Genomic DNA, 19,699 nt, shown 5'->3' on the forward strand with positions numbered 1-19,699 from the left:
AAAAATACCAGTCAGGGGAAGATCCCATGTTTGAACAGACCGAGCTTTTCATCGTGGAATCCGTGATGTGGCTGAAGCTGGGCATCGAACTGATTGGCGCGCTGATCATCGCCGCCGGTATCCTCGTGGCGTTAAGGCATCTGGTGGTGGAGTGGAGCCGCGGCCGCAGCGCCGGGTTTTCGGTAGTGCGGCTGGAGCTGGCGCGTTATCTGGCGCTGGCGCTGGAATTCCAGCTGGCGGCGGACATTCTGTCCACGGCGGTGGCGCCCAGCTGGCAGCAGATCGGTCAGCTGGGGGCGATTGCCGTCATCCGGACCGGCCTGAACTTCTTTCTGCAACGGGAAATGCGCGAAGAGCCGCACGCCGGCTGAGGGAAATTTGCATGGCTGACCGGCTGACGATGCAGTTTGCCCGCCGCTGGCGGATGGGAGTCCTGGCATGCACCCTGACGATGGCGGTTTTACCGGGCTGCGCTTCTGCCCCGGTGATCCCGGCGGCCGTGCCAGCCGCCCCCGTGGTGGCGGTGCTGGCCACGGATGACCTGCCCGTAGTGAGTTTTGACGGTTTTGCGCATGGCAAGCTGAAGGGGGCCGCCCAGACAGGAGGGGCAACCTTTCTGGCCTGTGGCGCCTCGATGATGCAGGGAACCTGCACCGGTGGTTTGTGTGGCGGTCTGGCGGTATTCATTTTGGGGATCTGCACCGTAGCCGGCGGCGTCGGGGCGGCGACGGGAGCCGTGCTGGCTCCCCCGGGCGGTCAGGTCAAAGCGGCCGAGGCCGGGTTGACCGCCGCTGCCCAGGCCCAGCAGGTGCAGGAGGCGCTGAGGCAACATATCCTGGCGGCCATGACCAAGCAGGGGCTGAGAACAGCACCGCTGGAGGCGGCGCAGGCATCGGCATTAATACAGGGCGGGGATTTCACTTCGCTGGCCGATGCGGGAGTCGGGCAGGCTCTGGTGGTGACGGTAACTCGCGCCGGGACACAGGGCGACGGTATTAACGCACCCGTTCAGGGCTACATGCAGGCGCACCTGCGGCTGGTGGACACCCGTGATAACCGGGAATTGCTGGTCCGTGACATCCGCTATGAAGGTGAGCGCCACAAGATACTGGATTGGTCCGCCGATAACGGTCAGCCCTTGCTGGCGATGCTGGAACATGCCTATGACGTACTGGGTGAGCAGGCCGTGGAGTCCGCGTTCCTGCGCTATCCCTTTCCCGATACTCGCGGGCACTCTGCCGGGCAGGGCGCGGTGGCGTACGGCTTGGCGCCGCTTTTCCCCTTGACTCGCGGGGCCGTGAAACCGGACCCGATCCTGGGGCGTTACCTGAACTGGGTGAAGGTGGACAACCTGCAGCCGCATATGCGCTGGCAGGCTTTTCCCCGCGACAGCGACCGTCGGCAGTCGCCGGATGTCATGGACAGGGTCAGTGATGTCCGTTATGACCTGCGCATCGCCCGCGCCGAGAAAGATGTGCCGGATGCCGTGGTTTATGCGCGTGACGGTCTTGCTGAGCCGGGCCATGTCCTGGAAGTCCCGCTGGCCGCGGATACCCGTTACTTCTGGACCGTCCGCGCGCGCTTCCGGCTGGACGGCCATCTTCGCGTCACCCCTTGGAGCACCCTGTTGCCGCAAGGCCAGAATGAACTGGCTGCGCCATCGTGGCTGTCCTTCCGTTTCCGCACGCCTTGATTCCGGTCCCGCCCTAATCGTCAAACAGGCTGAGTTGCCCGTCTGCACGCGGTGGCCGGAACAGGTCGGTTCGCAGTCCGCCGCTGCGCGGCGGATTCAAGCCGTAACGCCGGACGGCCACGGCAAAGCGCTGTCGCAGGAGATCCACCAGCGGGCCTTCCCCGGTCATGCGCTGCCCATAGGCGGAGTTATTGTCGCTGCCGCCGCGCGAGGCCCGGATCGCCGCCATCACCCGCGCCGCTTTCAGCGGCGCATGGGTTTGCAGCCAGTCGCGGAATAGATCCTTCAATTCATGGGGAAGCCGCAGGAAGACATACCCGGCCCGTTGCGCCCCGGCTGCTGCCGCCTTCTCCAGAATCCTTTCCAGCTCGGCATCGTTGATGAAGGGAATCAGCGGCGCGACCATCACGCCCACCGGAATACCTGCGGCACTCAGTCGCTCAATGGTTTGCAGGCGGCGGTGCGGCGCGCTGGCGCGAGGCTCCAGCACCCGGCTCAATTCCGGGTCCAGGCTGGTGACGGAGACAAAAACCTGCACCAGATTCTGGCGGGCCAGCTCGCCCAGCAGATCCAGGTCACGCAGGATCATGGCGTTCTTGGTGATCAACGCCACCGGATGCCGGACTTCCCGCAGCACTTCCAGCAAGGAACGGGTGATCTTCCACTCGCGCTCGATCGGCTGGTAGGGATCGGTGTTCGCGCCGATGTTGATGGTGCTGACCTGATGGCCCGGTTTGGCCAGTTCATGCCGCAACAGCGCGGCCGCGTTGGGCTTGGCGAACAGCCGGGTTTCGAAATCCAGTCCCGGCGACAGGTCGAGGTAGGCATGCGAGGGGCGGGCGTAGCAATAGACGCAGCCATGTTCGCAGCCCTGATAAGGGTTGATCGACATGGTGAACGGGATGTCGGGCGACTGGTTGCGCGAGATGATCGTGCGGCTGCGCTGGATCGTGACGGTGGTTTGCAGCGGCGGCAGCGGATCGGGTTCGGTGTTCCAGCCGTCATCCGCCGCCTCGCTGCGGGTGGGGAAGAAACGATTGGCTGGATTGCTGTTGACGCCGCGACCCTTGCGCGGCGCTCCGGGAGTTTGCATGACCAGGTCCGGCGGATTCGGAATGGTCAGATCATAGGCGCATCTGCCTGGCGGCGGCAGGGGAGTGGCGACACAGGCGGTCGCCTGGAAACGGATTCAGCAGCGGGTGACATCTTCACCGTACAGCCAGTCCAACTGCCCGGCGAAGAAATCCGGTGCTACGCGTGACACCATCCATAGCGGCGAATAGAGCACCGCTTGTCCGGCAGTGCTGTGCTGGTGGTAGAGCTTGCCGTTGCGCCGCGAGGCGGATTGCACGCGGGTGGTACGCGGCTTGCGCAAGGCTTCGTAGCGGCTGAGTGCGGCGGGAATATCGGCGGGGCTGCGAGCCAGTTGCTCGGCCAGCACCCAAGCGTCCTCGATCGCCATGACCGCGCCTTGCGCCATGAATGGCAGCATCGGGTGGCAGGCGTCGCCCAGCAGCGTGGCCCGGCCCTGGGACCAGTGATCCAGCGGCGGCAGGCCGCGCAGCGCCCATTTGTAGTATTCACCGTCATCGCCAGCCTCCATGATGCGCTGGATGATTGGGTGCCAGCCCGCAAAGTCCTTCAGTATGTCGGCCTTGCTGCCCAGGCTGGTCCAGCCGTCATAGGGCCAGTCAGCCTCTTCGACCACGCCGACCAGGTTCACCAGTTCGCCGCCGCGCAGGTAGTAGGTCACCACATGCTTGCCCGGCCCCACCCAGACCATCGCTTTCGGCGGCACCAACCCCTTGGGCAGGCGCGAGGCGGGCACCGTCATCCGCCAGGCCGACATGCCGGTGTATTCGCCATCGGCGATGTTGAACAGTTCCCGCCGCACCACGGAATGCACGCCGTCAGCCCCGATCAGCAGATCACCGCGGTCGGAGGAGCCATCGGTAAAGCCCAGTTCCACCCCTTGCGCATCTTGCCGCACTTCACGCACTTCGTGACCCAGATGGATGCAACCCGGTGCTCGCGACTCCACGGCCTGAAGAAGCACCGTATGCAGGTCGGCGCGGTGCAGATGGTAATAAGGTGCGCCATAGCGGCGGCGCGCGGTTTCACCCAGCGGCAGGGAAAAAATCACGCGGCCGGAGGTGCCCACCCGCATTTCCGCCGACTCCGGATGGAAGGCGACGGCAGCCAGGGCATCGGACAGTCCCAAGGCGTGCAGCACCTTGGCCCCGTTCGGACCGATCTGGAGTCCCGCGCCGACTTCTGACAGGGTGCGGGCGTGTTCATGGATGGAGACTTCAAAGCCGTGGCGCAGCAAGGTGAGCGCAGCGGCCAGACCGCCGATGCCGGCGCCGGCAATCAGTACGCGCATGAATATCCCCCGAAACCCAGTGTTGTCATGTCCGGAGATTACCGCCAAAGCAGCGGCGGCGATAGGGTCGTTATAACGTGCAGTCTTGTGCCGGAGCGGGGGGGCGGTTAAGTTAGGAGGCTATTCTTTCAAGGGGTAAGACATGCAAACCGGCAAGCGGATTCTCGTCGTGCTGTTATTGGTGTTGGTGGCGGTGTGCGCCGGTGTTGCCCTGACCTGGGCGCCGGACCGGCCGGTCAGCGAACTGCAGGCCCGTTGGGCCCAGCCGCCGTCCTCGTTCATCAAAATCATGGGCATGGAGGTTCATTACCGTGACGAAGGACCGCGCGACGATCCCGAGCCGATCGTGCTGTTGCATGGCACCTCATCCAGCCTGCATACCTGGGACGGTTGGGCGGCGGGCCTCTCCGGCAAGCGCCGCGTCATCCGTTTTGACCTGCCCGGCTTCGGCCTGACCGGTCCGGATCCGGCCGGCGACTACACCATGCAGCATTATGTGGATTTTGTGGACGTGATGATGACGGCGCTTGGGGTCACACGCTATGTCGTCGGCGGTAATTCACTGGGCGGTGAGATTGCCTGGGAGTGCGCCATCGCCAATCCGGCGCGGGTGCGCAAACTGATTCTGGTGGACGCTGCCGGTTATGTCCCCGCCGGTTCCATGCCTATCGGATTCCGGGTGGCGCAGTGGCCGGGCATCAACAAGATTTCCAAGTATGTGCTGCCGCGCAGCATGATCGAAACCAGTCTGAAGCAGGTTTACGGCGACCCTTCCAAAGTGACGCCCGAGCTGGTGGACCGTTATTACGAACTGACCCTGCGGGAAGGCAACCGCGCCGCCGTCAGCGCGCGTTTCGCCCAGTCGAACAAGGGCTCGGACGAGAAGAAAATCAGCAAGGTGGCCGTGCCTACGCTGATTATCTGGGGCGGGCAGGATCGGTTGATACCCCCCGCAACCGCCGAGATGTTCCACAACGACATTCCCGGCAGTTGGGTGGTGATGTTTGATCAGTTGGGGCATGTGCCGCAGGAAGAGGGGCCCTCGCAGACGCTGGACGCGGTGCGCCAGTTCCTGAAGATCACGCCCTGATCGCGGGAATCGGCAGGAGTTCGCGGAAGTGTCCGACCGCCACGAACTCCAGCCCTTCGCGCGGAGGCAGCTTGCTGTCCGGTTGGGCGATCGTCAGCAAGTGACCAATGCCATAATTGCGGGCGGCCCTTAACACGCTGATGCTGTCATCAATGAATAGCGCCCGCGCCGGGGTGAAGGGCACGGTCTGCTGCAACCGATGCCAGAACTCGGGATGTTCCTTGGGGTAGCCGAATTCGTGCGAGCTGAGGATACGGTCGAAAAAGCCGGCGATGGCGGTGTGATCCAGTTTCAGCCTTAGCGCGTCGGGGTGGGCGTTGGTGATCATCCAGACGTCCTTGCTGCTGTCCGCCAGCGCTTTGAGGAATACGTCCGCATCGGCGCGGATGGCCAGCAGGTGGCGGATTTCCTGTTTCAGCGCCACGATGTCCAGCCCCAGTTCCGCCGACCAGTGATCCAGGCAATACCAGTTCAGGTTGCCGCGCTCGGCCTCCAGACGCGGATAAAGCAGCTGTTTGCTCTCGGCCAGCGTATGGCCGTTTTGCCGCCCCCAGACTTCCGGTACGAATTCCTGCCAGAAATAATTGTCGAAGTGCAGGTCGAGCAGGGTGCCGTCCATGTCGAGCAACACCGTATCAATCAGGGACCAATCAATCATGATGAACCGCGAAACCTTGCTGAATGAAGTGGGAAAGGTGGCTGAATCCGCCGGCCGCGCCATTCTCGCCATCTATGGCGAGCCGGAGCGCTGGGCGGTGCAGCAGAAAGTGGATGATTCGCCGCTGACCGCCGCCGATCTGGCGGCGCACCGGCTGATTGTAGAGGAACTTCATCGGCTGACGCCAACCATTCCCGTGTTGTCGGAAGAGTCCGAAGACCATTCCGGACGCCGGGACTGGTCAAGGTTATGGGTCGTGGACCCGCTGGACGGCACTCGCGAGTTTGTCGCCCGCACGAATGATTTCACCGTCAATATCGCGCTGGTGGAAAACGGCGAGGCGATCCTGGGCGTCATGCACGCCCCGGTATACGGGATGACATATCTGGCGGCGCGAGGGCTGGGAGCCTGGCGACAGGACGGGCAGCGCCGGGAACGAATCGGAACGACCGTCACGATGTCACCCCCGCGACTGCTGCTCAGCCGTCATCATCGCAGCGGGGCTGAGGATGCGGTTTTGGCAGCGGTCAAGGCGCGGTTCGGGGATTGTTCGGTGCTGCAGGTGGGCAGCGCCTTCAAGATGTGCCGCGTGGCGGAAGGGGCGGCGGATTTTTATCCGCGTTTTGGTAAGACCATGGAGTGGGATACCGCCGCCGGGCAAATCCTGCTGGAGGAAGCGGGCGGGCTGCTGGTGGATCATGACGGCCGCCCCTTGCGCTACAATGAGCGCGATACCCTGGTCAATCCGCCGTTCCTGGTGGTCGGGGAGCGCGCCCGCTTGCCGGAGTGGTTATCGGTGCTGTCCGCCGCCTAATCGCGGCGGAACCACCCGGCCAGGCTCAGCCGCACCCGGTTGGCGGGCAACACCTCGTGCGGCATGTTGTGGCTGGTGAACAGCAACAGCGCGCCGCCCTGCGGCGAGAGGCACAGCACTTCTTCATCCGCGTCGTTCCAGACCCGGATCTCGCCGCCCGCCTCTTGCGGCCACTCGGGATTCAGGTAGCAGACGGCGCTGATCACCCGGGCATCGTTATCGCGGTGGCGGTCGACATGACGCTTGTAGAAGCTGCCGGGTTCGTAGTGGGCGTAATGGGTTTCGAACTGGCGCAGGCCCAGGAACAGCTCGCGATTCAGTTGCGCCTGCAGTTCGGCCATGCGCGCCAGATAGCGGCCGCCCGCCGGAAATTCCGGTTCCAGCCAGCGGATGCTGTCGCCGCGGATGCGCTGGTTCAGCTGCTGCCCGGCGGCGCGGCCGACCGAGGCGGCATGAAAATGGCCTTCGTCATGCATGTGCAGGCACTCACTGCGCAGCATTTCCAACATCGGCGGTGAAAGAAAGTCCGGAATTACGGCATAATGGCGTTGCGCCAGCGATTCCACGGCCTTCGTGAAGTCGGTTTCCGGCCAGTCTGTCTGAGAGATTTGCATGAATTACCGCCATCATTATCATGCCGGCAACTTTGCCGACGTGATGAAACACATTTTGCTGATCGGTCTGCTGCAAGGCATGCAGCGCAAGGACGCCCCGTTCTGCTACATCGATACGCACGCCGGTTGCGGCTGGTACAACCTGGCGTCCGCCCCGGCGCAGAAGACGGGCGAGTATAAACAAGGCGTCCGCCGCCTGCAGCCCCACAAGAACAATCCCGAGTGGGTGAAGATGTGGTTCGAGCAGTTGGAGCGCCTGCGCAAGGAGCAGAACGGCAAGGGCTATTATGGCGGTTCGCCGTGGTTCGCGCTGCAGATGATGCGGCCGCAGGACCGCATGGCGCTGATGGAATTCCATCCCGTGGACGCCGAGAAACTGCGTGAAAACATGGCTCGTTACCCGCAGGTGGCGGTGCATCACCGTGACGCCTATGAGGGTATCACCGCCCTGATTCCGCCCAAGGAAAAGCGCGGTCTGGTCTTTATCGATCCCCCCTACGAGGAAGAGCGCCAGGATTTCCCGCAACTGGTGGAGCTGCTGGTCAAGGCCTACAGCAAGTGGCCGACCGGCGTGTTCGTGTTGTGGTACCCGATCAAGGATCGCGCCATGATCGAGCGTTTCCACAAGAAAATGTACAAGACCGGCATCAGCAAGCAGCTGGCCTGCGAGCTGTGCGTGATGCCGGATGATACTGCGCTGGGCCTGAACGGCACCGGCTTGCTGATCATCAATCCGCCCTGGCAGTTTGCCGAGGAGGCGGACAAGGTGCTGCAGTGGATGTTGCCGCAACTGGCCGACCATCCGATGGCCAAGGCCACGGTCAGCTGGATTGCCGGTGAGTGAAAGGGTCTCCATGAAAAAGCCCCCGATGACGGGGGCTTTTTCATGGGACGGGATCAGGCCAGGTTGGCCACCCGCTCCAGTTCCATCAGCGAATCTTCCAGATAGGTCAGCAGCCGCTGCATGGACGGCAGCGCCTTGCGGCAGGCGATCAGACCGAATTCCAGCGTGTCGACATAGCTGGTCATGGTGATGTTCAGCGCCATGCCGTCCAGCACGATCGACACCGGATACAGGCCGGATAGCTTGGCGCCGTGCCAGTACTTCGGCTCCTGCGGGCCGGGCACGTTGGAGATCACCAGGTTGCAGGCCTGCCACTTCGGCGCGATGCCGGTGATCAGGTTGGCGCCGGAGATGCTGTAGATCATGGCGCTGTAGTTCATGATCTCGGCCTGGCTCATGCGGCGCAGGCGGTCCTTCGAGTTCTGCATGGTGCGGCGGATCACTTCCAGGCGGTCGGCGGCATCGGGCAGGTGCGTGGCCAGGTTGGCCAGCAACATGCTGATCTGGTTGCCGCCTTCGCTGTCGTCGCGGCGCAGGGAAACCGGCACCATCGCGATCAGGGGCTTTTCCGGCAAGGCGTTCAGTTCCATCATGTAGGTGCGCAGGGCTCCGGCGCACATCGCCAGCACCACGTCGTTGATGGTGCTGCCGGTGGTCTTGCTGATGGCCTTGATGCGGTTCAGGTCATAGGACTGGGCGGCGAAACGGCGCGAGCCGCTGACACGCTGGTTGAGAATGGAGCGCGGCGCCTGGAAAACCGACACATATTCCGGATCATGGTGGTAGGACGAGCGGATGGCCTTGGCCAGTTCGCGCGATACCGTCGGAATGGTGGAGATCTGGTCGCGCAACGTATTCATGACGTTGGCGAAGACGCTGATCGGGTTGTTGCTTTCTTCCTTGGCGCTGCGCTTGCGGCGCTTCACCGCCCACAGCGGCGTATCGGTCTTTTCATCCGGGCTGTCGGCCAGCATCTGCTGGGCGATGCGCATACCGGCGACGCCGTCCACCATCGAGTGGTGCACCTTGAAGTACAGCGCGAAACGGTTGCCCTCGATGCCTTCGATCAGGTGGCATTCCCACAGCGGCTTGGCGCGGTCGAGCAGGGCGCTGTGCTGTTGCGAGACATAGGCCAGCAGTTCGCGGATACGGCCCGGCTCGGGCAGGGCGATGTGGCGGAAATGGTGTTCCAGGTCGAACTCGTCATCCTCGGCCCAGAACATGCCTTGCAGGTGCTGGTTGAAGGGGCGGACCGGCGGGGTGATCTGGCGCATCTTCTCGGCCACTTCGTGGACGAAGGACGACGGCTCGGCATCCTCGGGGATGTCGAACAACATCAGTCCGCCCACGTGCATGGGTTGCTGCCGACGTTCCAGCCAGAGGAAAAGCTGGTCGATGGGGCCGAGTGCGCGCATGAAAATCTCCCTGTGTCGATGATTCTTCTATGGGGTGTAGCGTAGAACGATTCCGGCAGGCTTGTCTAACAGTTTTGGCCTGCCGGACCGCTTTTACAGCAAGGCCTTCAGGAAGCGGCTGGTGTGTGAATCCGGATGGGCGGCCACCTGCTCGGGGGTGCCGGAAACCATGATCATGCCGCCGCCGCTGCCGCCTTCCGGTCCCAGGTCGACAATCCAGTCGGCGGTCTTGATCACGTCCAGGTTGTGCTCGATAACCACGATGGTGTTGCCGTGGCTGCGCAGTTCGGAAAGCACCGCCAGCAACTGGGCGATATCGTGGAAATGCAGGCCGGTGGTCGGCTCGTCGAGGATGTAGATGGTCTTGCCGGTATCGCGTTTCGCCAGCTCGCGCGACAGCTTCACCCGCTGTGCCTCGCCGCCGGACAGCGTGGTGGCGGCCTGGCCCAGCGTGATGTAGCTGAGGCCTACATCCATCAGCGTTTGCAGCTTGCGGGCGATGGCGGGCAGGGCGTCGAAGAAGGCGCGCGCCTCTTCCACGGTCATGTTCAGCACTTCGGTGATGTTCTTGCCCTTGAAGCGGATTTCCAGCGTTTCACGGTTGTAGCGCTGACCCTTGCAGATATCGCAGGGGACATAGACATCCGGCAGGAAGTGCATGGCGACCTTGATCACGCCGTCGCCCTCGCAGGCCTCGCAGCGTCCGCCCTTGACGTTGAAGGAAAAACGCCCGGCGCTGTAGCCGCGCGAGCGCGCTTCCGGCGTGCCCGCGAACAGTTCGCGGATCGGGGTGAACAGGCCGGTATAGGTGGCGGGGTTCGAGCGCGGCGTGCGGCCGATCGGGCTCTGGTCGATGTCCACCACCTTGTCGAGGTGTTCCATGCCCTTGATGCTGTCGAAAGGCTCTGGTGTCAGCGTCGTCGCGCCGTTGAGCTGGCGCGCCACCAGCGGGTACAGCGTGCCGTTGATCAGCGTCGACTTGCCCGAGCCGGAAACGCCGGTGATGCAGGTCATCAGGCCCAGCGGCACTTCCAGGGTCACGTTGCGCAGGTTGTTGCCGCGCGCGCCTTCCAGCCGCAGCATCCGTTCCGGATTGACGGCGCGGCGCTCCAGCGGCACTTCAATGCGCTTCACGCCCGACAGGTATTGTCCGGTCAGTGAGCGGGCGCAGGCGCGGATGTCTTCCACCGAACCGGCCGCCACCACCTCGCCGCCGTGCACGCCCGCGCCGGGGCCGATGTCGATGACGAAGTCGGCGGCGCGGATGGCGTCTTCATCATGTTCCACCACCAGCACGGTGTTGCCCAGGTCGCGCAGGCGCTGCAGGGTGCCCAGCAGGCGCTCGTTGTCGCGCTGGTGCAGGCCGATCGACGGTTCGTCCAGCACGTACATCACGCCCATCAACCCCGCGCCGATCTGCGAGGCGAGGCGGATGCGCTGCGCCTCGCCGCCGGACAGCGTTTCGGCGGAACGGTCCAGCGACAGGTATTCCAGGCCGACGCTGACCAGGAAGTGCAGCCGCTCGCGGATTTCCTTGAGGATCTTGTCGGCGATCTCGCCTTTCTGGCCGGTCAGGCTCAGGTCGTTGAAATAGCGGCTGGCCCCGAGGATTGGCAGCTTCACCACTGAGGGCAGGGTGCTGTCGGCGACGCGCACATAACGCGCTTCCGGCCGCAGCCGCGACCCTTCGCAGGCGGCGCAGGCGCTGTGCAGCAGGTATTGCGACAGTTCCTCGCGCACGGCGGGCGATTCGGTTTCCTTGTAACGGCGTTCCAGATGCGGCAGCACGCCTTCAAAGGACTGTTCGCGGGTGCGGCGGTTGCCGCGTTCATCGGTGACGGTGAACGTGATTTTCTGGCGACCCGAACCGTGCAGCACCACCTTGCGGAAGGCTTCCGGCAAATGCTGCCACGGGTCATCCAGACTGATATTGAAGTGCTGCGCTACGGCCGCCAGCTGGTTGAAGTAATAGGGATGCAGTTTGTCCCAGCCGCGGATGACGCCTTGCGACAGGGTCAGTTCCGGATCGTGGATCAGGGTATCGGCGGAAAAGTGCGATTTCTGTCCCAGACCGTCGCATTCCGGGCAGGCTCCCGCCGGATTGTTGAAGGAGAAAAGGCGCGGCTCCAGTTCCGGCACGGCGTAGCCGCAGACCGCGCAGGTGTGCTTGGCTGAAAAGAGCAAGGGCGGGCGGTCATCGTCCATCGGCGCAACCAGCGCCAACCCGTCCGCCAGGCGCAGCGCGGTTTCAAAGGATTCGGCCAGCCGTAGGCCCAGGTCCGGCCGCACCTTGAAACGGTCGACCACGGCTTCGATGGTGTGCTTCTTGTTCTTTTCCAGCGCCGGGGCGTCATCCAGATCGACGGTCAGACCGTCAATCCGCGCCCGCACAAAACCCTGTCCACGCAGGCCTTCCAGGATATGCAGGTGTTCGCCCTTGCGGTCCTGCACCACCGGCGCCAGCAGCATCAGCGCCGTGCCCTCCGGCAAGGCCAGCACGGTATCAACCATCTGGCTGATGGTCTGCGCTTCCAGCGGCAACTGGTGATCGGGGCAATAGGGCGTGCCAACGCGGGCGTAGAGCAGGCGCAGATAGTCGTAGATTTCGGTAATGGTGCCGACAGTGGAGCGCGGATTGTGTGACGTCGATTTCTGCTCGATGGCGATCGCGGGCGACAGCCCTTCGATGGCATCCACATCCGGCTTCTGCATCAGCGACAGGAACTGTCGCGCATAAGCCGACAGGGATTCCACATAACGCCGTTGTCCTTCAGCATAGAGGGTATCGAAAGCCAGGGACGATTTGCCCGAACCGGACAGTCCGGTAATGACCACCAGTTTGTCGCGGGGAATTTCCAGGTCGACATTTTTCAGGTTATGGGTTCGTGCGCCGCGGATACGGATGGTGTTCATGCTGGGCCTGTCGGTGGGTGCGGGCGGGGAGGTCACGGACCGCCGCCGGGAGTGGCAGAGTATATGCAAAACTTTTGACGAACGGCACTCAACGTCGGGCATTCATCCGGGGGTATAATGCGCGCCTTCTTTCGCGGTTTTCAGGTTCTTCCATGACAGGCATGACAACGGCCGAACGACGGGCAACCTCGGCGCTGGCGAGCTTATTCGCCTTGCGCATGCTCGGACTGTTCATGATCATTCCCGTTTTCGCCCTTTACGGGCAACAATTGCAGGGCGCTACGCCGGCCTTGATCGGGCTGGCCATTGGCGCGTATGCGCTGGTGCAGGCGGTGTTCCAGATACCTCTCGGGCTGCTGGCCGACCGCATGGACCGCAAGCGGCTGATCTTTCAGGGCCTGATCCTGTTTGCCGTCGGCGGCGGCGTGGCGGCCTTGTCCACCTCAATCTGGGGTGTCATAGCGGGACGCGCCATCCAGGGAGCGGGCGCCATTTCCGCCGTGGTGATGGCGCTGCTGGCCGATCTGACGCGCGAAGAGAACCGTACCAAGGCGATGGCCAGTATCGGCCTCAGTATCGGTCTTTCCTTTGCGGTGGCGTTCATTATCGGTCCGCTGGTGGCGGGGCATTTCGGATTATCCGGGCTGTTCTGGGCGACCTCGGTGCTGGCGGTTATCGGGATGGGCCTGCTGGCGACCGTACCGCATCCGGCCGTGGCTATTCCGCAAAATCCGCAAAACTGGCGTGAACAATGCGGCAAAATCCTGCATCACGCCGAATTGATGCGGTTGAACGCCGGTATTTTTGTTTTGCACCTGGTGATGACGGCGTGTTTCGTGCTGGTGCCCCATTTGTTGCGGGATAATGCCGGTATTCCTCCCGCCCACCATGGATGGGTCTACCTGCCGGTGGTGTTGGGGGGATTTGTACTGGCGGTGCCCGCGATTATCGTTGCCGAACGCAAACGCAAGATCAAACAGGTATTTGCGTCCGGGATTCTGCTGCTGGCGGCCGGGCTGGCGGTTATGGGAGCCGGTTACGCCACCATATATGGTCTGATAGCCGGTCTGGTTTTGTTTTTTATGGCCTTTAATTTGCAGGAAGCATTATTGCCGTCCTTGCTGAGCAAGATAGCCCCGGCCGGGAGCAAGGCCACGGCAATGGGAATATATTCCAGCGCCCAGTTTCTGGGCGCGGGCGCGGGCGGCGTACTGGGAGGCCAATTGTGGAAAAATATTCACGAAGGCCATATTGCCTATGGCGGCGCGTTTGCCGTTCTGAGCCTGCTGACGCTGGTCTGGTTCCTATTGGCGTTGGGTATGAAACAGCCCCGTTTCCTGCATAGCCTGACCTTGTCCATCGAACTGGCGTCTCCAGAGGATGGGCGGGCCGTGGCAAGCCGGTTGCTGACGGTTCCGGGCGTTGAAGAAGCGGTGGTCATTGCCGCGCATGGCCTGGCGTACCTGAAAGTGGACAAGGAGCGGCTGGATGCTGCAAGGCTGCACGATTTGGTTCCGGGGGCTGTGGCGGTCTAATGGGAATTCCGCTAAATTCAACCCTCAAATTTTCATGGACTTTAGAAGGTAGAAGAACATGCGTGGTATTAACAAGGTAATTCTGGTTGGCAACGTGGGACGTGACCCGGAAGTGCGCAGTTTTGCAGGCGGTGGTGGAACATTGACCACTGTATCACTGGCAACCAGCGAGCAATGGAAAGACAAAAACACCGGCCAGATGACCGAGCAGACCGAATGGCACCGGGTTGTTTTTTATGGCCGTCTGGCTGAAATTGCCGCGGAATATGTCCGTAAAGGCAGCAAGATTTATGTGGAAGGTTCCCTGCATACCCGCAAGTGGCAGGACAAGAATACCGGGCAGGACCGTTATTCCACCGAAATCAAGGCTCAATCCATGCAATTGCTTGATGGCCGCTCCGGCGGCGGCGGTCAATCTTCCGCTCCGGAAGGCGATTATGGTTATCAGCAGGACGATTATCAGCAATCGTCCCGCAGCAGCCGACCGGCGCCCGCCAATAATCGTCCGGCTCCGGCCGCTGCTTCAAATTCCGATTTTGACGACGATCTGCCATTTTAAGTATTTTAACGCCAGGCATTTTATTTTATGCTTGGCGCTCTTTCGATTTTCTGTTCACCTCACCCCCTATAAAACGACAGAAGAGGAACATGCATGAAACCAGATCTTAGTCAGTTGTCCATATCGGAACTGAACGCAGTCATTGCCGAAGCACAGGCCCTGATTTCCGCCCGCAAGGACGAGGAACTGCAAAAGACCTACCAGGAGTTCGCCGAGAAAGCCCGCGCGCTGGGCATGACCGTCGATCAGATTCTGGCTGTTGGCGCCAAGAGCGGCCGTGGCAAGGCGGCTCCGGCTGCTGAAAAGAAGCCGGTCGCCATCCGCTACCGCAACCCGGCCAACCCGTCCGAAACCTGGACCGGTCGCGGCAAGCAGCCCCGCTGGCTGGCAGCCCGTATCGCCGCCGGCTCCAAGGTGGAAGATTTCGCTATCTGATTCAGTTGTACCGCTTCGCCGCCCGAAACCCCTGCTTGCAGGGGTTTTTTGTTGACCTTTTCTTGCCGGGGCTTGCCAGTCGATATGTCTCTATGTGAGAGTGCATTCAGATGGTAATCCGCGTGCGCGCGACCGAATCCTTGCAGTGATATGTCATGTCCCGAAAAGCCATAAAAGAAGAACAAGAGTCGCGGGCGTATAACTGGGCCCTGTTGGCCACCCTGATTTTGCTGTGTTCCCTGGTTGTGCAGACCCCCGCCCGGGTCATGGCCCATTTTCTGCCTGCCCAGGTCAAACCGATGATCGTGGCTTGGGGCGGCACGATCTGGTCCGGACAGGCGGGTTGGCAATACCGCTCCTTACAGGGACAATTCCGTTGGTCGCTGGACCCGCTGGCCCTGGTGCGGTTGGGTTTGGGCCTGAAGTGGGAATTGCTGTCCCCCGGCAGCCGCCTTTCCGGCAAGGCCATGGCGGCGTCTGGCCGGTGGGAGTTGAAAGGCTTGCAAGGGGAGCTGGCGGGCAAGGAAATCCGCGCCCTTGTGCAGAGCTGGGAGTTTCCGGCTGTTCAGGTCACCGTGAAGGATGTGACGCTGCAGCACAAGGGACAGGCCTGGCAGGGATCAACCGGACGCCTGGAATGGCCCGGCGGCGATATGAGCTATCAGGTCAATGGCCAGAAACAGGCGTTGGCGCTGCCGCCGGTGGTCTTGTCGCTGGATGGAAAGTCCGGTCCGCTGGAAATGACGCTGACCGAGTCCGGAAGCGGCGCGGGGCTGGCAACATTCATGATCAATGGTGATATGCTCGAAGCCCGGCTACGGCAGCGTCTGCTGATGCATGCCGCCGGGTATCACGGGGTGGCCGAGCCGGATGCCGTAGTGGTAACTTCTTCCCAGCCGTTGAGCTCGCTCTGAAAATGATGGCATTATCCCTAGACAATAATAAGTGGCTTTTTCCGTGAAATACCCCGTTTTGAACCTCATTGCCGGCCATAACCGCAAGTTGGCTCAGGCCTTGATGCTGCTGGCCGTGCTGTGGTTCGGATGGCGGCTGGCCGGGTCATTGTGGCTGGTGACCGGACAGGACCATGCCGATCTGGCCCGTCCTCCGGCACAGGCAACCGCCGACTCCGCGCAGCCCGACGTTGATACCGGCAAGCTGGCGGGATTCTCACTCTTCAAGTCCGCGTCCCCCGCCAGATCCGACCAAGGCGGTGAAGCTACGCAAGAAACGTCGTTGCAATTACGGTTGGACGGTGTGTTTGCCGGTTCCGATCCGAAAAGATCGGGAGCCATCATCGCCGATCAGGGGCAAGGCGTCGGCAAGCTCTATGCCGTGGGTCAAAGCGTGCCCGGCGGAGCAATACTCGAGTCGGTGCATCCGGACAAGGTTGTGCTGTCACGAAACGGTAGCCGCGAGGTGCTTCGATTCGTCAAGACCAACCTGCTGGGCGGTGACGCGCCGCCTTCCCCATCCGCCGCGGCCGGGGGCGGGCAGGGCGACAAGGCCCGCCAGATGCTGTCCTCCGCAATCGATCGTCTGGGCTCTGAACCCGGCGCCTACCTTTCGGAAATGGGGCTGGTGGCAGGCGGCGAAGGCTACGAGATTACCGACAGCGCACCCGCCAATATCCGGCGCAGCCTTGGGCTGAAGGCCGGCGACAAGATTCTTCGGCTGAACGGCCAGCCTCTGGGCAACCCCCAACTGGATCGCCAGTTGCTGGAACAAGTAAAACAAAGCGGGCATGTCCGGGTCGATGTGCGCCGTGGCAGTCAAACTCTAACCATTGAGCAGAATTTTTAACATGAAGGCGCGCAAATCCTTAGTGGCACTGGGCCTGTGGCTGGCCCTTTGCGGAGTGGCTTCGGCAAAGACCTGGAAGGTAAACCTCAAGGATGCCGAAATCTCGGCGCTGGTTTCCGAGGTGGCGGAGATAACCGGGAAAAATTTCATTGTTGATCCCCGCGTCAAGGGAAATATCACCGTCATTTCCAGTAAACCGCTTTCGGCAGACCAGGTTTATGATCTGTTCTTGGGTGTGTTGAGTGTCAACGGTTTTGCCGCCGTGCCTTCCGGCAATGCCATCAAATTGGTGCCGGATGTCAACGCCAAACAGAATGCGGTGCCGTTTGACATGCGTCAGAAGCTGAAAGGCGAGGCGTTGGTCACCCGGATTATCATGCTGGAGAATACGAGCGCCAACGAACTGGTGCCCGTGTTGCGCCCTCTGCTGCCCCAGTTTGCCCATCTGGCCGCTATCAATGGCGCCAATGCCTTGGTCATTTCCGACCACGCCAACAATATTGCCGAGATCGAGGAGCTGGTGCGTTCCCTCGACACCGGCGAGGGTGATGAGCTGGAAGTGATTGCCCTGAAAGAGGTTCGGGCCGACGATGTGATGTCGATGCTGGACACCCTGACCTCGACATCGGCCAGCAAGGATATGCGCGGCAGTCGTTTGCGCGTTCTGGCGGATAATCGCGGCAATCGGTTGCTGGTCAAGGGAGATGCCCGCGCCCGCAAGCGGATACGTGAAATTGTCGCCCAGCTTGACAAGCCTGCCGCTGAACGCTTGAGCGGGGTCCGTGTTTTTCGGCTCAAACATGCCAGCGCCAAGCAGACGGCCGATGTGCTGAAAAACCTGGCCACCGGTGACAGCAGCAGCCGCAGCAGCACGCCCACCGGCGGCGCGGCTACCCAGGCGTCTTCCGCCTCGACCGCTTCCGGCGGAGTCAGCATCATTGCCGACGAGGCCCAAAATGCCTTGGTGGTCCGCGCCGACCCGTCGCTGATGCGCGAGCTGGAGCAGGTTATCCTGCAGTTGGATCAGCGACGTTCGCAAGTGCTGATCCAGGCCGCCATTGTCGAGGTTTCCGGCGAAAATGCCGACCAGCTGGGCGTCCAGTGGGCGTTTGGCGATCCCAGCAAAGGAGTGGGCCTGATCAATTTCTCCAATGCCGGAACCAGCATCGCCAGTGTGGCGGCCGCAGCGGCCAAGAATGACCCGACGCTGGCCGGTAGTCCGGCGGGCGCCCTGATCGGGATCGGCAAGTCGGAAACCAACAGCAACGGCGACCGTACATTTTACGGGGCGCTGATCCAGGCGTTGAATACGATCAGTAACGCCAACCTGCTGTCCACGCCCAGCATCATGACCCTGGACAATCAGGAGGCCAAAATCGTGGTGGGCCAGAATGTTCCCTTCATCACGGGTTCGACCACCTCGGGCACGGGGGGAACCAGCAACCCCTTCACCACCATTGAGCGTCAGGATGTGGGTATTACCCTGAAGGTTGTGCCGCATATCGGAGAGGGCGGTGCGGTGCGGCTGGAGGTTGAGCAGGAGGTATCTTCGGTGGTGCCCAGTGTCTCCGGCGTCAACTCGGCCGACCTGATCACCAACAAGCGTTCCATCAAGACCACCATCCTCGCGGATGACGGCCAAACCATTGTGCTGGGCGGCCTGATCCAGGACGACAGCAAACTTTCAGTAAGTGAAGTTCCCCTCTTGGGTAAAGTACCTGTTTTGGGTTATCTTTTCCGGTCAAAGAGCAACAGCAAGACCAAGCGGAACCTTCTGGTCTTTTTGCAGCCGCAAATTCTGCGGGACAGTGAAAGCGCCCTGGCGATCAGCACGGGAAAGTACAACCTGACCCGGGGGCTGCAACTGCAAGTAGGCGCGCGCGGTGAATTGATGCACTTGCCGGAATCGATCAACCAGGTTTACCAGGGTTCGGCGCCGGCCAAGCCTTGACACAATAATGTAGGGAAGAGACCAGTCATGTTAAAGATCCAGTTCCTTGATCGTCGCCAGCCGGCCTTCTGGCTGGTTGATCCGCGCCTAACCATCGGCCGGGACAAAAGCAACGGCCTCGTCATTAATGACGAAGGCGTTAGCGTGTTCCATGCCGAGCTTCAGCAGGAAGACGGCAAGTTGTACCTGCGTGATGCGGGCAGTGTGAATGGCACTTTCCTGAATGACCAGCCGGTCAGCCAGCGGATCGAGGTCAACGTGGGCGATGTTATCCGCCTGCACCTGGTGGAACTGCAGATCATTGATCCGACCAAGGCTCCTCCCGAGGGCGCACCGCAGATCAAGCGCGATCTGGGAGCCAAGCAGGTGCCGGTCTGGCAGGTCAAGGCCATGACCGGTGTCATTTCCGGGCGCATGTTCCCCATCGAAGGCACCAAGGTGGTGGGCCGTGATCCCCATTGCGATATCGTGGTGGGCGGCGCGCATGTGTCGCGCCGTCATGCCGAGTTCTCGATCCGCAGCGGCCAGCTGTGGCTGAAGGATCTGGGCTCGTCCAACGGCTCGTTCATCAATGGCAAGCGTCATGAAGAGATTCAGCTCAAGAATGGCGATGAAGTCCGCCTTGATGCGATGACCTTCAAGGTTGTCGGTCCCACCGAGCCGGTGGCGGTTGAAGATAATTTTGAGGAAGAAGCCGAACGCACCCAATTCCGCCCGGTCGCGGGTGCGGGTAAAGCCGCGCCGGCGCCAGCGGCGCAGTCACGCAATCCCTCGCCGCTGCCGCAGCATGCCGCGCCCAAGCCGTCAGCGCCGGTTTCGGCGCCTGAGCCCCGTCCTGCTCCTCAGGCGAACCATGCTGCTCCGTCCGCTCCCGCCACTCCCGCTTCGGCGTCAAAGAGCAATGTCGGCATGATCGTGACGGTTGTGCTGATCGTGGTCGGCGTGCTGATGGCGCTGTTCCTGCTGTAAGCCATGCCGTTGCGTGAAAACAG

The 19,699-nt window shown here is 61.9% G+C and carries 18 protein-coding genes; 12 read left to right on the forward strand and 6 right to left on the reverse strand.

Going from position 1 to position 19,699, the window contains the following annotated elements:
* Window positions 1-26 precede the first annotated feature (26 nt).
* On the forward strand, window positions 27-371 hold the full coding sequence (locus EV700_RS15670) for a DUF1622 domain-containing protein (RefSeq protein ID WP_130415542.1): 345 nt from the start codon (window positions 27-29) through the stop codon (window positions 369-371).
* A gap of 11 nt (window positions 372-382) precedes the next feature.
* Entirely contained in the window at window positions 383-1,693 is a 1,311-nt protein-coding gene (locus tag EV700_RS15675; RefSeq protein WP_130415544.1) for a hypothetical protein, read from the forward strand.
* Between the two features lie 13 nt (window positions 1,694-1,706).
* On the opposite strand, the gene EV700_RS15680 is transcribed toward EV700_RS15675, so the two are convergent.
* Together EV700_RS15680 and EV700_RS15685 are read right to left on the reverse strand one after the other, a co-directional pair.
* Complete coding sequence (locus EV700_RS15680; RefSeq protein WP_130415546.1) at window positions 1,707-2,786, reverse strand: PA0069 family radical SAM protein; 1,080 nt, start codon at window positions 2,784-2,786, stop codon at window positions 1,707-1,709.
* 96 nt (window positions 2,787-2,882) lie between these two features.
* Window positions 2,883-4,076, reverse strand: a complete 1,194-nt coding sequence (locus EV700_RS15685) for an FAD-dependent monooxygenase (RefSeq protein ID WP_130415548.1) — start codon at window positions 4,074-4,076, stop codon at window positions 2,883-2,885.
* Window positions 4,077-4,218: 142 nt separating this feature from the next.
* On the opposite strand from EV700_RS15685, the gene EV700_RS15690 reads away from it, so the two are divergent.
* Window positions 4,219-5,166: an alpha/beta fold hydrolase gene (locus EV700_RS15690; protein WP_130415550.1), complete on the forward strand. Its 948-nt coding sequence runs from the start codon at window positions 4,219-4,221 to the stop codon at window positions 5,164-5,166.
* Here EV700_RS15690 and yrfG read toward each other — a convergent pair.
* Window positions 5,156-5,824: a GMP/IMP nucleotidase gene (gene yrfG, locus EV700_RS15695; RefSeq protein ID WP_130415552.1), complete on the reverse strand. Its 669-nt coding sequence runs from the start codon at window positions 5,822-5,824 to the stop codon at window positions 5,156-5,158. The two genes, EV700_RS15690 and yrfG, sit on opposite strands and share 11 nt — an antisense overlap.
* On the opposite strand from yrfG, the gene cysQ reads away from it, so the two are divergent.
* Window positions 5,823-6,638: a 3'(2'),5'-bisphosphate nucleotidase CysQ gene (cysQ, locus tag EV700_RS15700; RefSeq protein WP_130415554.1), complete on the forward strand. Its 816-nt coding sequence runs from the start codon at window positions 5,823-5,825 to the stop codon at window positions 6,636-6,638. The two genes, yrfG and cysQ, sit on opposite strands and share 2 nt — an antisense overlap.
* Here cysQ and EV700_RS15705 read toward each other — a convergent pair.
* On the reverse strand, window positions 6,635-7,252 hold the full coding sequence (locus tag EV700_RS15705) for a 2OG-Fe(II) oxygenase (RefSeq protein WP_130415556.1): 618 nt from the start codon (window positions 7,250-7,252) through the stop codon (window positions 6,635-6,637). The genes cysQ and EV700_RS15705 overlap by 4 nt on opposite strands.
* On the opposite strand from EV700_RS15705, the gene EV700_RS15710 reads away from it, so the two are divergent.
* Window positions 7,251-8,096 (forward strand): 23S rRNA (adenine(2030)-N(6))-methyltransferase RlmJ, encoded by an 846-nt coding sequence (locus tag EV700_RS15710; protein WP_130415558.1) that lies wholly within the window; start codon window positions 7,251-7,253, stop codon window positions 8,094-8,096. The two genes, EV700_RS15705 and EV700_RS15710, sit on opposite strands and share 2 nt — an antisense overlap.
* A 53-nt stretch (window positions 8,097-8,149) precedes the next feature.
* On the opposite strand, the gene EV700_RS15715 is transcribed toward EV700_RS15710, so the two are convergent.
* Window positions 8,150-9,511, reverse strand: a complete 1,362-nt coding sequence (locus EV700_RS15715) for a WS/DGAT/MGAT family O-acyltransferase (RefSeq protein ID WP_130415560.1) — start codon at window positions 9,509-9,511, stop codon at window positions 8,150-8,152.
* A gap of 93 nt (window positions 9,512-9,604) precedes the next feature.
* Entirely contained in the window at window positions 9,605-12,424 is a 2,820-nt protein-coding gene (gene uvrA, locus EV700_RS15720) for an excinuclease ABC subunit UvrA (RefSeq protein ID WP_130415562.1), read from the reverse strand.
* Window positions 12,425-12,585: 161 nt separating this feature from the next.
* Between uvrA and EV700_RS15725 the strand changes: the two genes are divergently transcribed.
* From EV700_RS15725 to EV700_RS15755, 7 genes are all read left to right on the forward strand, one after another.
* The gene (locus tag EV700_RS15725) at window positions 12,586-13,959 is read left to right on the forward strand and encodes an MFS transporter (RefSeq protein WP_130415642.1); all 1,374 of its coding nucleotides are present in this window, start codon (window positions 12,586-12,588) and stop codon (window positions 13,957-13,959) included.
* A 58-nt stretch (window positions 13,960-14,017) separates the two neighbouring features.
* Window positions 14,018-14,518 carry a single-stranded DNA-binding protein gene (gene ssb / locus EV700_RS15730; protein ID WP_130415564.1) on the forward strand — a complete coding sequence of 167 codons (501 nt, stop codon included), beginning with the start codon at window positions 14,018-14,020 and terminating at the stop codon, window positions 14,516-14,518.
* A gap of 93 nt (window positions 14,519-14,611) precedes the next feature.
* Window positions 14,612-14,953, forward strand: coding sequence for an H-NS histone family protein (locus EV700_RS15735; RefSeq protein WP_130415567.1), 342 nt, complete (start codon window positions 14,612-14,614; stop codon window positions 14,951-14,953).
* A gap of 155 nt (window positions 14,954-15,108) precedes the next feature.
* Entirely contained in the window at window positions 15,109-15,867 is a 759-nt protein-coding gene (gspN, locus tag EV700_RS15740) for a type II secretion system protein N (RefSeq protein WP_130415569.1), read from the forward strand.
* Between the two features lie 43 nt (window positions 15,868-15,910).
* On the forward strand, window positions 15,911-16,756 hold the full coding sequence (locus EV700_RS15745) for a type II secretion system protein N (protein WP_130415571.1): 846 nt from the start codon (window positions 15,911-15,913) through the stop codon (window positions 16,754-16,756).
* A gap of 1 nt (window position 16,757) precedes the next feature.
* Entirely contained in the window at window positions 16,758-18,707 is a 1,950-nt protein-coding gene (gene gspD, locus EV700_RS15750) for a type II secretion system secretin GspD (protein ID WP_130415573.1), read from the forward strand.
* 27 nt (window positions 18,708-18,734) lie between these two features.
* Entirely contained in the window at window positions 18,735-19,676 is a 942-nt protein-coding gene (locus EV700_RS15755; RefSeq protein ID WP_130415575.1) for an FHA domain-containing protein, read from the forward strand.
* Window positions 19,677-19,699: the final 23 nt, after the last annotated feature.

The organism is Fluviicoccus keumensis, from assembly GCF_004217445.1.
GTDB lineage: Bacteria > Pseudomonadota > Gammaproteobacteria > Pseudomonadales > Moraxellaceae > Fluviicoccus > Fluviicoccus keumensis.

Bases quoted from the DNA above. Each gene is read 5' to 3' on its own strand.
- EV700_RS15670 (WP_130415542.1), top strand. From the start codon at position 27: ATGTTTGAACAGACCGAGCTTTTCATCGTGGAATCCGTGATGTGGCTG.
- EV700_RS15675 (WP_130415544.1), top strand. From the start codon at position 383: ATGGCTGACCGGCTGACGATGCAGTTTGCCCGCCGCTGGCGGATGGGA.
- EV700_RS15680 (WP_130415546.1), bottom strand. From the start codon at position 2,786: ATGCAAACTCCCGGAGCGCCGCGCAAGGGTCGCGGCGTCAACAGCAAT.
- EV700_RS15685 (WP_130415548.1), bottom strand. From the start codon at position 4,076: ATGCGCGTACTGATTGCCGGCGCCGGCATCGGCGGTCTGGCCGCTGCG.
- EV700_RS15690 (WP_130415550.1), top strand. From the start codon at position 4,219: ATGCAAACCGGCAAGCGGATTCTCGTCGTGCTGTTATTGGTGTTGGTG.
- cysQ (WP_130415554.1), top strand. From the start codon at position 5,823: ATGATGAACCGCGAAACCTTGCTGAATGAAGTGGGAAAGGTGGCTGAA.
- yrfG (WP_130415552.1), bottom strand. From the start codon at position 5,824: ATGATTGATTGGTCCCTGATTGATACGGTGTTGCTCGACATGGACGGC.
- EV700_RS15710 (WP_130415558.1), top strand. From the start codon at position 7,251: ATGAATTACCGCCATCATTATCATGCCGGCAACTTTGCCGACGTGATG.
- EV700_RS15705 (WP_130415556.1), bottom strand. From the start codon at position 7,252: ATGCAAATCTCTCAGACAGACTGGCCGGAAACCGACTTCACGAAGGCC.
- EV700_RS15715 (WP_130415560.1), bottom strand. From the start codon at position 9,511: ATGCGCGCACTCGGCCCCATCGACCAGCTTTTCCTCTGGCTGGAACGT.
- uvrA (WP_130415562.1), bottom strand. From the start codon at position 12,424: ATGAACACCATCCGTATCCGCGGCGCACGAACCCATAACCTGAAAAAT.
- EV700_RS15725 (WP_130415642.1), top strand. From the start codon at position 12,586: ATGACAACGGCCGAACGACGGGCAACCTCGGCGCTGGCGAGCTTATTC.
- ssb (WP_130415564.1), top strand. From the start codon at position 14,018: ATGCGTGGTATTAACAAGGTAATTCTGGTTGGCAACGTGGGACGTGAC.
- EV700_RS15735 (WP_130415567.1), top strand. From the start codon at position 14,612: ATGAAACCAGATCTTAGTCAGTTGTCCATATCGGAACTGAACGCAGTC.
- gspN (WP_130415569.1), top strand. From the start codon at position 15,109: ATGTCCCGAAAAGCCATAAAAGAAGAACAAGAGTCGCGGGCGTATAAC.
- gspD (WP_130415573.1), top strand. From the start codon at position 16,758: ATGAAGGCGCGCAAATCCTTAGTGGCACTGGGCCTGTGGCTGGCCCTT.
- EV700_RS15755 (WP_130415575.1), top strand. From the start codon at position 18,735: ATGTTAAAGATCCAGTTCCTTGATCGTCGCCAGCCGGCCTTCTGGCTG.